General features: G+C 64.0%; 10 protein-coding genes. 4 read left to right on the top strand and 6 right to left on the bottom strand.

Features of this window, described 5'->3' with window-relative positions; all coding sequences use genetic code 11:
- Positions 1-127: 127 nt before the first annotated feature.
- The 5 genes from AA098_RS17775 to nicC form a co-directional block, all read right to left on the bottom strand.
- The gene (locus AA098_RS17775; protein ID WP_064614847.1) at positions 128-1,441 is read right to left on the bottom strand and encodes an MFS transporter; all 1,314 of its coding nucleotides are present in this window, start codon (positions 1,439-1,441) and stop codon (positions 128-130) included.
- Between the two features lie 208 nt (positions 1,442-1,649).
- On the bottom strand, positions 1,650-2,291 hold the full coding sequence (locus AA098_RS17780; RefSeq protein WP_003251109.1) for an N-carbamoylsarcosine amidohydrolase: 642 nt from the start codon (positions 2,289-2,291) through the stop codon (positions 1,650-1,652).
- Positions 2,292-2,306: 15 nt separating this feature from the next.
- The gene (locus AA098_RS17785) at positions 2,307-3,059 is read right to left on the bottom strand and encodes a maleate isomerase (RefSeq protein WP_003251112.1); all 753 of its coding nucleotides are present in this window, start codon (positions 3,057-3,059) and stop codon (positions 2,307-2,309) included.
- 13 nt (positions 3,060-3,072) lie between these two features.
- On the bottom strand, positions 3,073-3,879 hold the full coding sequence (gene nicD / locus AA098_RS17790; protein ID WP_054889269.1) for an N-formylmaleamate deformylase: 807 nt from the start codon (positions 3,877-3,879) through the stop codon (positions 3,073-3,075).
- Complete coding sequence (nicC, locus tag AA098_RS17795) at positions 3,876-5,024, bottom strand: 6-hydroxynicotinate 3-monooxygenase (RefSeq protein ID WP_003251117.1); 1,149 nt, start codon at positions 5,022-5,024, stop codon at positions 3,876-3,878. Before nicC ends, nicD begins: the two co-directional genes overlap by 4 nt.
- A gap of 321 nt (positions 5,025-5,345) precedes the next feature.
- On the opposite strand from nicC, the gene AA098_RS17800 reads away from it, so the two are divergent.
- The 4 genes from AA098_RS17800 to AA098_RS17815 all read left to right on the top strand — a co-directional run bounded on the left by AA098_RS17800 (position 5,346) and on the right by AA098_RS17815 (position 11,698).
- Complete coding sequence (locus AA098_RS17800) at positions 5,346-6,398, top strand: 2,5-dihydroxypyridine 5,6-dioxygenase (RefSeq protein WP_004577272.1); 1,053 nt, start codon at positions 5,346-5,348, stop codon at positions 6,396-6,398.
- A 70-nt stretch (positions 6,399-6,468) separates the two neighbouring features.
- Positions 6,469-6,945: a MarR family winged helix-turn-helix transcriptional regulator gene (locus AA098_RS17805; protein WP_003251120.1), complete on the top strand. Its 477-nt coding sequence runs from the start codon at positions 6,469-6,471 to the stop codon at positions 6,943-6,945.
- A 719-nt stretch (positions 6,946-7,664) separates the two neighbouring features.
- Positions 7,665-8,138, top strand: a complete 474-nt coding sequence (locus AA098_RS17810) for a (2Fe-2S)-binding protein (RefSeq protein WP_060537579.1) — start codon at positions 7,665-7,667, stop codon at positions 8,136-8,138.
- A complete protein-coding gene (locus AA098_RS17815; protein WP_064614848.1) occupies positions 8,135-11,698 on the top strand; it encodes a molybdopterin cofactor-binding domain-containing protein in 3,564 nt (1,187 codons plus the stop codon). Before AA098_RS17810 ends, AA098_RS17815 begins: the two co-directional genes overlap by 4 nt.
- Before the next feature lie 3 nt (positions 11,699-11,701).
- Here AA098_RS17815 and AA098_RS17820 read toward each other — a convergent pair whose 3' ends face one another.
- A complete protein-coding gene (locus AA098_RS17820) occupies positions 11,702-12,340 on the bottom strand; it encodes a TetR family transcriptional regulator (RefSeq protein WP_014590411.1) in 639 nt (212 codons plus the stop codon).
- Positions 12,341-12,447: the final 107 nt, after the last annotated feature.

Genomic DNA, 12,447 nt, shown 5'->3' on the forward strand with positions numbered 1-12,447 from the left:
CTGGATTTGGGCAACAGCAACCCGGCGCGGCGGCACTGCATGGCCACCGGCGTGCGGGTTGCATCGAGAGAGGTCGGCAGGCGGGCCTCGGCCCACCTGCCCTGCCGTTGCGTGAAGCGCTGGGCCGCTAGCGGTTGACCAGCTTGGCCGGCAAGGCGATGACCAGGAAGCAGCTGAGGATCAGGCAGCCGGCAAACACCCACAGCGCAGCGTGCGAGGTGCCGGTGAGGTCGGTGACCACGCCCATCAGTGAGTAGCTCACCAGGCCGGCGATGTTGGCTACCGAACAGGCCAGGGCAAAGCCGGTGGCGGCTGCGGTGCCTTTGAGGAAGGTCGCCGGCAGGCTGAAGAACACCGGCACCGCGCCGATGATCGCCGCCGAGGCAATGGCGAACAGCACCACTGTCATCACCAGGTTCTGGCTGAACAAGGTGCTGCTGGCCATGGCGATTGCACCAATGATGAACGGCACGATGATGTGCCAGCGGCGCTCGCGGTGGCGGTCGGAGCTGGCCCCGATCATGAGCATACCAGCCAGCGCGGCCAGGCTTGGAATGGCCGTTAGCAGGCCGATATGGAAGGTGTCGCTGACGCCCGCATCGCGGATGAAGGTCGGCATCCAGAAGCCCATCGCATAGGCGCTGAGCAGGATCGAAAAGTCGATACCACCAAGCATCCACACCTTAAGGTTGAAGAAGCCATCGCGGAAGCTGTGTTTGCTGTCCTTGCCCTCGGCATCGTCGGCGGCCAGGTCTGCCGCCAGTTGTGCCTTGTCGTCAGCCGACAGCCACTTGGCCTGCTGAAAATGGTTAGGCAATGCCCAGAACGTGAGGATGCCGAGCAAAACGCTGGGGATCGCCTCCAGCAGGAACAGCCACTGCCACCCATGCAAACCTTGAACCTGGTCGAAATGCCCCATGATCCAGCCAGAAATAGGCCCGCCAATCACGCTCGACAACGGCAGCCCGATCATGAACAGGGCAATGATGCGCCCGCGGCGATAGGTGGGGTACCACATGGTCAGGTAGTACAACACGCCTGGCAGGAAGCCGGCCTCGGCCGCACCCAGCAGGAAACGCAGGATATAGAACTGGGTGGTGCTGGTGACGAACATGGTGCAGGCCGACAGCAGGCCCCAGGTGATCATGATGCGGGCGATCCACAGCTTGGCGCCAACGCGCTGCAGGATCAGGTTGCTCGGCACTTCGAAGATGATGTAGCCGACGAAGAACAGCCCTGCACCCAGGCCATAGGCCGCTGTGCTGAACTGCAGGTCTTCGAGCATCTGCAGCTTCGCGAAGCCGACATTGATGCGGTCCAGATAAGCTGCGAGGTAGCAGAAACACAAGAAGGGGATGAGCCTCCAGGTGATCTTGCTGTACAGCGCTTTCGTGCCATGGTCGATGTCACTGTGGACCGTGGTTGCATTCGCAATTGGCATTTCCTGTCTCCTGGCGGGCGACTTTGTGGTTGTTTTAAGGCCAGCAGTTTTCGACGCGCCGGGCACGCCGCGCATTCTACGCGGCGGGCCTGGACAGCGCCTGAAGACCCCGAGTGCTCCTGCGGGGCGACCACCCGGACAGCAGGCGGTCATGGACGGGCTTCCCGCACCGGTCCTTGATTGTTATTGGATAGGCGCTGCCCGGCGTTCAGCCGGCCAGGTGCCTGAGTTGCTGCATGGCATCCTGCCGGGTGACGACATCACCGTACTTGCTGTCGATGTCGAACAGGTTGGCTTCGTGCGGGTCGCTGTGGCGGTCACCGACACACTCGCGCACCACGATGGTTCGAAACCCGTGCTGCATGGCATCCACCGCACTGGCGCGGATGCAGCCGCTGGTCGAGCAGCCAGCCAGCACCACGGTATCTACCCCCTGTGCATGCAGCAGCGGGGCCAGGCTGGTGGCGAAGAAAGCGCTGGCGTACTGCTTGCTCAGCACCACCTCCCCTGCCTGTGGCGCAACGGCCTCGCAAAAGGCTGCCAGCGGGTTGCCTTCGACCATGTCCTTCATCACCGGCGCCTTGCGCACCCACACGCCGCCGTCAGCAAAATGCGGCGGCTGGTAACGGATGTTGGTATGCACCACCAAGGTACCGCAGTCGCGGGCCAGCGCCAGCAGGCCGGCGGCCTGCTCGACCGCTGCGACCACGCCCGGGGCGTACAGCGGTGCGCCCGGGGTGGTGTAGCCCTGCATGAAGTCGATCATCAGCAGGGCCGGCTTGCGGCCAAAGCCGATGCGCTGGCCCCACACACCCTGGTAGTTGTCACGGGCGCTTTGTGCGTCGCTCATGTCCGTCTCCCGATTTCAGTAGGCGCCCGACAGCAAGGCACCGGCGCCCGGCACGATCGGCTCCAGGTCCAGCGCCTTGAGCATGGCGTAGGTGGTAGCGATTGCTGCGGTGACCACCGGCTTGCCGGTTTGCGCCTCGACCTTGGCCACTGCCGGCAGCGATTGCATCTGCACGCACGCCGACAGCACCACCACATCGACGCCTTCAAGGTCCATGCCGGCGACGATGCCCGGCAGGTTGGCCGGGTCGTGACGGGCCACGGCGAGGTTGTCGGGGATTTCCAGCGCGCGCCAGTCCTGCACCTCGAAGCCTTCCTCGCGGATGTAGTTCACCACCAGCTCGGTCAGCGGCTTCATGTACGGCGCGACGATGGCAATGCGCTTGGCCTTCATCACATGCAAGGCCTCGACCAGCGCCCCGGCGCTGGTGATCACCGGTGCCAGCGCATCATTGTCGGCGGTGGCCTGCTGCAGGCGCTTTTCAGATTGGCGGTGATAGCCCAGCCCCATGGCCATGATCGCCACAAGGCAGGCATAGCCCAGCACATCGACCTTGGCGTCGGACAGCTCCACTGCGCAGCGGTCGGACTCGGCGTCCATCGCGGCCAGTTCTTCCTTCTTCACCTGCTTCATGCGCATGCGGCTGGAATGGAAGGTGAACCGCTCGGGGCGGATCGCCTGGCGTGCGTTGAGCATCGCCGGAATTTCGGTTTCCATGGTGGTGTTCGAACTCGGCACGATCTGGCCGATGCGGTATAGCTGGGTCATGTCTCGTGCTCCGTCAGACGAGGGGGTGGTCGAGGAAGTCGCCAAAGGCGGCGAAGAAACCGTCCAGGTCATCCCAGGGAATCATGTGGCCGGCGTTGTCCACGTACGCGACCTGGATATCCGGCTTGAGCTCGCGCATTTCAGCAATGTCACGGGGCTCGATCACTCCCCCCCGCCCAGCCACCATCAGCAATGCCGGCTGGCGCACTGCGGGCAGGTACTGGTGGATATCGACCTCGTGGAAATCGTCGAAGGCCCGCACGATCGCCGGCTCGTAGCAGGTGTGCAGCCACTCGGCACGCAGGGCCAGCTGCGCGTCGCTCCAGGTGGCGCAGAAGGCGCGCATGTCATCGCCGCTCATGCCAACCGTGGCTTGGCGGATCGAATCGACGTACCACGGCAACTTGCTCGGGTAGGCGCGGCGGCCCGGCCCGGACACCGGTGGGTCGACCAGCACCAGCCGCTGCAGTCCCGGTGCCCCTTGGGCGGCAGCGCGGATGGCAAAACGCGCCCCCATCGAGTGCCCGACCAAATGGTAGCCATCCAGGCCCAGCGCTGCGACAAAGGCGGGAATATCCGCAGCACAAGCGTCGGTACCGTAGTCCAGGTCGGGGCCGCTTGAAGACAAGCCGCGCCCGCGCACATCCAGCACATAGGTGTCGAAATACTGCCCAAGGCGCTCGGCAACAAAGCCCCAGGTGATCGCTGGGCTGGTGATGCCCGGCACCAGGATCAGCGCATGGCCCTTGCCGCCATAGCGCAGGTAATGCTGGCGGATGCCATTGGCGCTCACGTTACCGCCAGCGACGAAGGTGCTCATGCCGCCTCCCCGCTTTTAAGCTGCTGCCCATAGAGGTCGTAGCCGTAAACCCAGGCTGGGTCTTCCTGGGTGTAGAGCCAGGTGTTGGCGTTGGATACCGATTGCACCTGCGATGCCCGCTCTTTACGGTTGGCCTCGTAGAGGGCGAACGCCGTGCGGTGGTCGGACAACCCGGTCTCCTGCAGGCAGCGGGTCAGCATGGCCGCGTCCTCGATGGCCATGCACGCGCCCTGGGCCATGTGTGGCTTCATCGGGTGGCAGGCGTCGCCCAGCAGCACCAGGCGGCCACGGCTCCACAACGGCAACGGGTTGCGGTTGCGCAGCGGCCACTTGGTAATCGATTCGGTAGCGTCGATCAGCTTCTGTACGGTGGGGTGGTAGCCTTCGAAGGCTGCGCGCATTTCTTCCTGGCTGCTGTCGACGAACGCACCCTGGAAGTCCCAGGCTTCATGTGGCACGCCGGTGACGAAGTAATACTCGTCGCGCTTGCCGGTGGTGTAGTAGACCATCATGTGGCGGTCTTCGGACCACCATTTGACGCAGGGCTCGAACACATCGGCATGCGGTGCCAGGTTCACCCCGCGAATCAGTGCACGGTGCGCGACCCAGCCGCTGTAGATCGGCGCTTCAGCCCCCAGCAACTCTTCACGGATCTTCGAATGGATGCCGTCGGCCCCAATGACGATGTCGGCCACGGTGTGGGTGCCATCGGCAAAGTCCAGGCGTACCCGATCACCTTCGTCGACGATCTTTTCCAGGCGCTTGCCGAAGTGCACGGTGCCCGGCTGGATGGCCTCGATCTGCAGGGCGTGCAGGTCGCCACGGTGGATGGTGATGTAAGCGGCGCCGTATTCGCGGCGGGCAAACTCGCCCAGCGGAATGCGCGACAGGTAATCACCGGTATTGCCGTCGCGGCTGAACCAGAAGTCCGGGTGCGAGCCCATCAGCTCCAGCTTCTGCTCCAGCCCCATGCGGCGGAAGATTTTCATCACGTTAGGGCCGATATGAATGCCCGCGCCCAGGCGGGTGAACGCCGGAGCCTGTTCGAATACCTCGACATCGAACCCGGCCTGTTGCAGCAACGTGGCGGCGGCTGCCCCACCCAGACCTGCACCGACGATTGCGATTTTCTGCCTACCCCGCATGGGTATGTCTCCTCTTGTTCTGATAGGTGGCCAGCGGTTCAACCGCCTGACGATTTAGAGCGTATACGCTACAAATGACCTTTGAAAAGAGCCCGCTGAAAATATTTTTCAAACAGCTGATCGAAACAGCACTCGGCTTATTGTTACCGTAAATACTGGATTATGTGTGGATAGGTAACGTTTGAACAGATAACTTGCGCTCGCTGGCAGGATGCGTTTTCATCTGCAAAAATAGGGTGTACACACTATTATTTTGCACCGAGATGAAGCACCAGGCACTGCCATGGTGCGCCCCTGTCAACGCCACCCAGGAGAACCCCGATGCCGGTGAGCAATGCACAACTGACCCAGATGTTCGAGCACGTACTGAAGCTGTCTCGCGTGGACGAAACGCAGAGCGTGGCCGTGCTCAAGAGCCACTACTCCGACCCGCGCACGGTCAACGCCGCCATGGAGGCCGCCCAGCGTTTGAAGGCCAAGGTGTATGCGGTAGAGCTGCCGGCGTTCAACCACCCGACCGCCATGGGCAACGACATGACGGCCTACTGCGGCGACACCGCGCTGACCGGCAACCTGGCGGCGCAGCGGGCGCTGGAAGCAGCCGACCTGGTCGTCGACACCATGATGCTGCTGCACTCACCCGAGCAGGAGCAGATTCTCAAGACCGGCACGCGCATCCTGCTGGCCGTGGAGCCACCCGAGGTGCTGGCGCGCATGCTGCCGACCGAAGACGACAAACGCCGGGTGCTGGCTGCCGAAACCCTGTTGAAACAGGCGCGCAGCCTGCATGTGCGGTCCAAGGCCGGTAGCGACTTCCACGCCCCGCTCGGCCAGTACCCGGCCGTGACTGAGTACGGCTATGCCGACGAACCGGGGCGCTGGGACCACTGGCCCAGCGGCTTTCTGTTCACCTGGCCGAACGAGGACAGCGCCGAGGGCACGCTGGTGCTGGACGTGGGCGACATCATCCTGCCGTTCAAGAACTATTGCCGCGAGCGCATCACCCTGGAAATCGAAAAAGGCTTCATCACCGGCATACATGGCGGCTTCGAGGCCGAGTACCTGCGTGACTACATGAAGTACTTCAACGACCCCGAGGTATACGGCATCTCGCACATAGGTTGGGGCCTGCAGCCGCGCGCGCAATGGACGGCCATGGGCCTGCACGACCGCAACGACGGCATGTGCATGGATGCCCGTGCGTTCTACGGCAACTTCCTGTTCTCCACTGGCCCCAACACCGAGGTCGGTGGCAAGCGCAAGACCCCGTGCCACCTGGACATCCCGCTGCGCAACTGCGATATCTACCTGGATGACAAGGCGGTCGTGCTGGCCGGCGACGTGGTTGCACCAGAGGAGTCGCGAGCGCGATAGGGGTTATACTGGCCGGGCGCTCCGCTATTGGCGGCCGGCCAGCCTCTTTCCACCCAGCCCAAGCCATCCTATGTCGAAAAAAACCACCCCCAGCAGCGCCCCGCTCGACAACACCCCCTACGACGTTACCGAACAGGTCGGGCACTTGCTGCGCAAGGCCTACCAACGGCACACGGCGATTTTCCAGCAGCAGGCCTGCGACCCGCAGCTTACCTCGATCCAGTTCGTCACCCTGTGCGCCCTGCGCGACCACGGCCCCAGCTCCCAGGCTGAGCTGATCAAGGCCACCGCGGTGGACCAGGCAACCATCCGCGGCATCGTCGAGCGCCTGAAGGCCCGTGAGCTGGTGCAGCTTTCGCCAGACCCAGGCGACCGGCGCAAGGTCATCGTCGAACTCACCGAAAGCGGCGCGGCATTGCTCGATGCAATGATCCCCTGCGCCCGGCAGATCAGCGAACTGAGCATGGGCAGCTTGAATGCCGGCGAACGTGTAGCCATTTTGTACTTGCTGCGCAAGATGATCGACAGCGACGAAAACGCGGGCTGAAATTTGTTGTGACTGCCGCAGTGGCCGTCACAGATACGCGGCCTGAGAGATCGAGCGCCGCCCGCGCGGCGCATCGCGAGCAAGCTCGCTCCTACACACGCATCGATGGTTAGGCACAGGCCGTCGTAGGAGCGGGTTTACCCGCGAAAGGGCCGGGCCTGCCAGCCAATTTCCACCGGCCGTTCACCGTTACCGCCGCCACCGTATTCGCGGGTAAACCCGCTCCTACACACGCATCGGGGGTTCGGCACAGGTCGTCGTAGGAGCGGGTTCACCCGCGAATGGGCCGGGCCTGCTGGCCAATTTACACTTGCCGTTCACCGTTGCCGTCGCCACCGTATTCGCGGGTAAACCCGCTCCTACACACGCATCGGTGGTTGGGCACAGGTCGTCGTAGGAGCGGGTTTACCCGCGAATGGGCCGGGCCTGCTGGCCAATCTCCACCCGCCGATCACCGTTGCCGCCGCTACCGTATTCGCGGGTAAACCCGCTCCTACACACACGCATCGGGGGGTTCGGCACAGCGCGATGCGCCGCGCGGGCGGCGCTCGATTTCCCAGACGCCGACAATCTTCCTCCCTGCCCCCCACCACAGCGCTCTGCAAATTCATCTCTGGCCTGCTTCTTGCTCACTCATTTCATGTAGTGAGTACTTACCGAAACGCTCGCGTCATTTGAGTCCTTTGGTAGCGCAAGCAACCTCCAGAGATGAGCCAATAATGCAAACAACCGTCTCCCTGCAGGTCAACGGCCAGCCCGTCGAAGTCAGCGCCATGCCTGACACCCCGCTGCTGCTGATCCTGCGCAACGACCTGTGCCTGAACGGCCCCAAGTACGGCTGCGGCCTGGGCGAGTGTGGGGCGTGTACGGTGATCATCGATGGCGTGGCCGCCCGCTCCTGCGTCATCCCCTTGGCCGGCGCCGCCGGCCGCGATATCACCACCCTCGAAGGGCTGGGCTGCAAGGCCGCGCCGCACCCGGTGCAACAGGCGTTCATCGATGAGCAAGCGGCCCAGTGTGGTTACTGCATGAACGGCATGATCATGACTGCCAAGGCACTGCTCGACCGCATTCCCGAGCCCAGCGACGAACAGATTCGCAATGAGCTGTCCGGCAACCTGTGCCGCTGCGGCACCCACGTCGAAATCCTGCGCGCCGTGCGCCGCGCTGCCGAGACCCGGAGAAAGCCATGAACCACTCACAACAGGTGCCCAGCCGCGACCAAATGCTGGCCAAGACCGGCGTGTTGCTGATCGTCGACCAGATCACCCCACCCTCAGGCCCTGTGGCCAAGGGCGTGACACCTCCAGCCAAGGAACGTGAGCTGGCGTTGTTCATCGCGGTCAGCGACGACGGCATGGTCTACGCCTTCAATGGCCATGTCGACCTGGGCACTGGTATCCGCACCTCGCTGGCGCAGATCGTCGCCGAAGAGCTGGACGTGCGCATGGACCAGGTGCACATGGTGCTGGGCGACACCGAGCGGGCACCCAACCAGGGCGCGACCATTGCCAGCGCCACCCTGCAGATTTCCGCGGTACCGCTGCGCAAGGCCGCAGCCACAGCGCGACGCTATCTGTTGCAACAGGCCGCCCTACGCCTTGGCTGCCCGCCCGAAATGCTGCGCATTGAAGACGGCACGGTTATCGCCAGTAACGGCAGCACGCTGAGCTTTGCCGAACTGGTGCAAGGTGAGAACCTCCGGCTGCACATTGCCGACGACGCCCCGCTCAAGGCCATCGAGGACTACCGCCTGGTCGGGCGCAGCGCCGCACGGGTAGACATCCCTGGCAAGGCCACCGGCGAGCTGACCTATGTGCACGACATGCGCCTGCCCGACATGCTTCACGGTCGGGTCATCCGCCCGCCCTATGCCGGCCATGACAGCGGCGACTTTGTCGGCAACAGCCTGCTGGCGGTGGATGAATCCTCCATCGCCCATCTACCCGGCGTGGTCGCCGTGGTGGTCATCCGCGACTTCGTCGGCGTGGTGGCAGAGCGCGAAGAGCAAGCCATCCGTGCAGCCCATGAGCTGAAAATCAGCTGGAAGCCATTCACAGGCAAGCTGCCTGACCTTAGCGATGTCGCCCAGGCCATCCGCGACAACCCGCGCGTGCAGCGCACCGTGCTGGACCAGGGCGATGTCGACAGCGGCATCGCCAATGCCAGCCAGCGCCTGAGCCGCAGCTACCTGTGGCCGTACCAGCTGCACGCATCGATCGGCCCATCATGTGCGCTGGCCGACTTCACCGCAGGGCAGATCCGCGTGTGGTCAGGTACGCAGAACCCGCACCTGCTGCGCGCAGACCTGGCCTGGCTGCTGGCGTGCGACGAAGCACGCATCGAGATCATTCGCATGGAGGCAGCCGGCTGTTATGGCCGCAACTGCGCCGATGACGTGTGCGCCGACGCGGTGCTGCTGTCGCGTGCGGTGCAGCGCCCGGTGCGGGTGCAGCTGACCCGCGAACAGGAACACGTGTGGGAGCCCAAGGGCACCGCGCAGTTGATGGAAATCGACGGTGGCCTGAACGCCGATGGCAGCGTGGCTGCCTATGACTTCCAGACCAGCTACCCGTCCAATGGCGCGCCCACCCTGGCCCTGCTGCTGACCGGTGCCGTGGAACCGGTGCCGGCGCTGTTCGAGATGGGCGATCGCACGTCGATCCCGCCTTACGATTACGAACACATGCGCGTCACCATCAATGACATGACGCCACTGGTGCGTGCCTCATGGATGCGGGGTGTGTCGGCCATGCCCAACAGCTTCGCCCACGAGTCGTACATTGATGAGCTGGCCTTCGCCGCTGGCGTCGACCCGGTCGAATATCGCCTCAAGCACCTGTCCGACCCGCGCGCCATCGACCTGGTCAAAGCCACCGCTGAACGCGCGCAATGGCAGCCACATACCCGGCCCATGCAGACACAGGCCGAAGGTGATGTGCTGCGCGGCCGGGGTTTTGCCTATGCGCGCTATATCCACAGTAAATTCCCCGGCTTCGGCGCGGCCTGGGCAGCCTGGGTGGCTGATGTCGCAGTGGACCGGCGCACAGGCGAAGTCGCCGTCACCCGCGTGGTGATCGGCCACGATGCCGGCATGATGGTCAACCCCGAGGGCGTGCGTCACCAGATCCACGGCAACGTCATCCAGTCCACCAGCCGGGCGCTCAAGGAGCAGGTCAGCTTCGAAGAGTCGACGGTGGCGAGCAAGGAATGGGGCGGCTACCCGATCCTGACCTTCCCCGAGGTGCCAGCTATCGACGTAATGATGCTGCCGCGCCAGCACGAGCCGCCAATGGGCAGTGGCGAGTCAGCCTCGGTACCCAGCGCAGCGGCCATCGCCAATGCCATTTTCGACGCCACCGGCATTCGTTTTCGCGAGCTGCCGATCACTGCCGAACGCGTGCGCGCTGCGTTCGGTGGCGAAGGCCAAGGGCCAGATGCACCCGCGCCAGCGCAGCCGTCAACCAAGCGTTCGAAGTGGTGGTTCGGCTCGCTGGCCGGGGTGTTCGGCGCCGCATTGGGCATGCTTGCCACCGCCTTGCCCTGGCGCGCCGAAATCGCCCCGGTAACGCCACCTGGCGTCGGCAGCTGGAGCGCCGCCATGCTCGAGCGCGGGCGCCAGGTGGCGGCGGCCGGCGACTGCGCCGTGTGCCATACGGTCGGCGGCGGCAAGGTCAATGCCGGGGGGCTGGCAATGGATACGCCTTTTGGCACGTTGTACAGCACCAATATTACCCCCGACCCAGAAACCGGTATCGGCCGCTGGTCCTTCGCTGCCTTCGAGCGGGCCATGCGCGAAGGTATCAGCCGCGATGGCCGGCACCTGTACCCGGCGTTTCCCTACACCTCGTTTCGCAACATCAACGACGCCGACCTGCAAGCGCTGTATGCCTACCTGATGTCGCAAACCCCGGTACGCCAGGAAGCGCCCGCCAACCAGATGCGCTTCCCGTTCAACCAGCGGCCGCTGATGGCCGGCTGGAATGCGCTGTTTTTGCAACGCGGCGAATACCAGCCCGACCCGCAGCGCAGCGCGCAGTGGAACCGCGGTGCCTACCTGGTCGACGGCCTGGGCCACTGCACGGCCTGCCATTCGCCGCGCAACCTGATGGGCGCAGAAAAAGGCGGTAGCAGCTACCTTGCCGGCGGCATGGTCGATGGCTGGGAGGCCCCGGCCTTGAATGCCCTGGGCAAGTCATCGACGCCGTGGAGCGAAGACGAGTTGTTCAACTACCTCAGCACTGGCTTCTCCGAAAAACATGGCGTGGCGGCCGGCCCCATGGGCCCGGTGGTCAGTGAGCTTGCCACCCTGCCAAAAAGCGACGTGCGCGCCATCGCCCACTACCTCAGCTCCCTGGATGGCGAGCCGCAGGCACTGGCGGCCAATGCCGCGCCTCAGGTGGACTCGCCAGTGTCGCTGAGCAACGGCGAGCGGGTATTCAAAGGTGCATGCCTGGCCTGCCACAGTGATGGGCTGGGGCCGAAGCTGTTTGGCGTCAGCCCGTCGATGGCGGTCAACAGCAACGTCCATAGTGACCTGCCGGACAACCTGCTGCGCGTGGTGCTGCACGGCATTCCGACCCCGGCAACCCGCGACCTGGGCTACATGCCCGGTTTCAAGGACAGCCTGTCGGACCGCCAGGTAGCCGACCTCGCGGCCTACCTGCGCCATCGTTTTGCCGCCGACAAACCGGCCTGGCAAGGGCTGGCGTCCAAGGCTGCGCAGGTACGCGCCAACCCTGGCAGCCACTGAGGCTCAGCGGCGCAAGCCGCGCAGCGCAAGGTCACTGATGAAGGCCAGCCAATCGGCCTTGGCCTGCTTGTCCGCCAGGTCCACGGCCAGGAACGAGCTGAGCGTATGGCGGTTGGAGTTATAGAAATAGCAGAGCGAGGCAATCATCAGGTAGGCGTGGGTAATGCAGATATCGTCGCGGAACAGGCCCTTTACTTGTCCGGCCTCGATGATCGGCCGCAGCACGCCGACCGCCTCGCCGGACAGCGCCCTGAGGTTTTGCGACTTGCGCGCGTGCAAGCCCTGGTGAAGGTTTTCGGTGGCGAGGATGGTGACGAATTCGGGGTGGCGCACATAATAGTCCCAGATGAATGCCACCAGTTCGCGCAGGGCCTGCTCAGGGTCGGCGAGGTCGAGGCGCAGCTTCGCTTCGGCCTGGTTGAAGCTGGCATAGATGTGCTCCAGCACACTGATGAACAGCTTTTCCTTGCTGCCGAAGTAGTAATAGATCATCCGGTCGTTGGACTTGGCCAGTGTGGAGATCTGCTCGATGCGCCCACCAGTGAAGCCTTCCTTGCTGAAGACCTTCACTGCGGCCTTGAGAATATTGTCCCGGGTGCGGTCGGCCTGCTGGGCGCGAACACCGGTTTTGCGAGTTTGCATGTCGGTCCCTGTGGGGCTGGCCAGATAGCCAACACTGCCACAGACCTTGAGCCATTGCGCGGCTTTTTCGGCTGGGCTGATGGCGGAGATGGCGGAGATGGCGGACC

Origin of the sequence: Pseudomonas sp. JY-Q, from assembly GCF_001655295.1 — a bacterium.
Taxonomy (GTDB): Bacteria; Pseudomonadota; Gammaproteobacteria; order Pseudomonadales; family Pseudomonadaceae; genus Aquipseudomonas; species Aquipseudomonas alloputida.

Coding starts and splice junctions, on each gene's coding strand:
- AA098_RS17775 (WP_064614847.1), bottom strand. CDS start 1,441: ATGCCAATTGCGAATGCAACCACGGTCCACAGTGACATCGACCATGGC.
- AA098_RS17780 (WP_003251109.1), bottom strand. CDS start 2,291: ATGAGCGACGCACAAAGCGCCCGTGACAACTACCAGGGTGTGTGGGGC.
- AA098_RS17785 (WP_003251112.1), bottom strand. CDS start 3,059: ATGACCCAGCTATACCGCATCGGCCAGATCGTGCCGAGTTCGAACACC.
- nicD (WP_054889269.1), bottom strand. CDS start 3,879: ATGAGCACCTTCGTCGCTGGCGGTAACGTGAGCGCCAATGGCATCCGC.
- nicC (WP_003251117.1), bottom strand. CDS start 5,024: ATGCGGGGTAGGCAGAAAATCGCAATCGTCGGTGCAGGTCTGGGTGGG.
- AA098_RS17800 (WP_004577272.1), top strand. CDS start 5,346: ATGCCGGTGAGCAATGCACAACTGACCCAGATGTTCGAGCACGTACTG.
- AA098_RS17805 (WP_003251120.1), top strand. CDS start 6,469: ATGTCGAAAAAAACCACCCCCAGCAGCGCCCCGCTCGACAACACCCCC.
- AA098_RS17810 (WP_060537579.1), top strand. CDS start 7,665: ATGCAAACAACCGTCTCCCTGCAGGTCAACGGCCAGCCCGTCGAAGTC.
- AA098_RS17815 (WP_064614848.1), top strand. CDS start 8,135: ATGAACCACTCACAACAGGTGCCCAGCCGCGACCAAATGCTGGCCAAG.
- AA098_RS17820 (WP_014590411.1), bottom strand. CDS start 12,340: ATGCAAACTCGCAAAACCGGTGTTCGCGCCCAGCAGGCCGACCGCACC.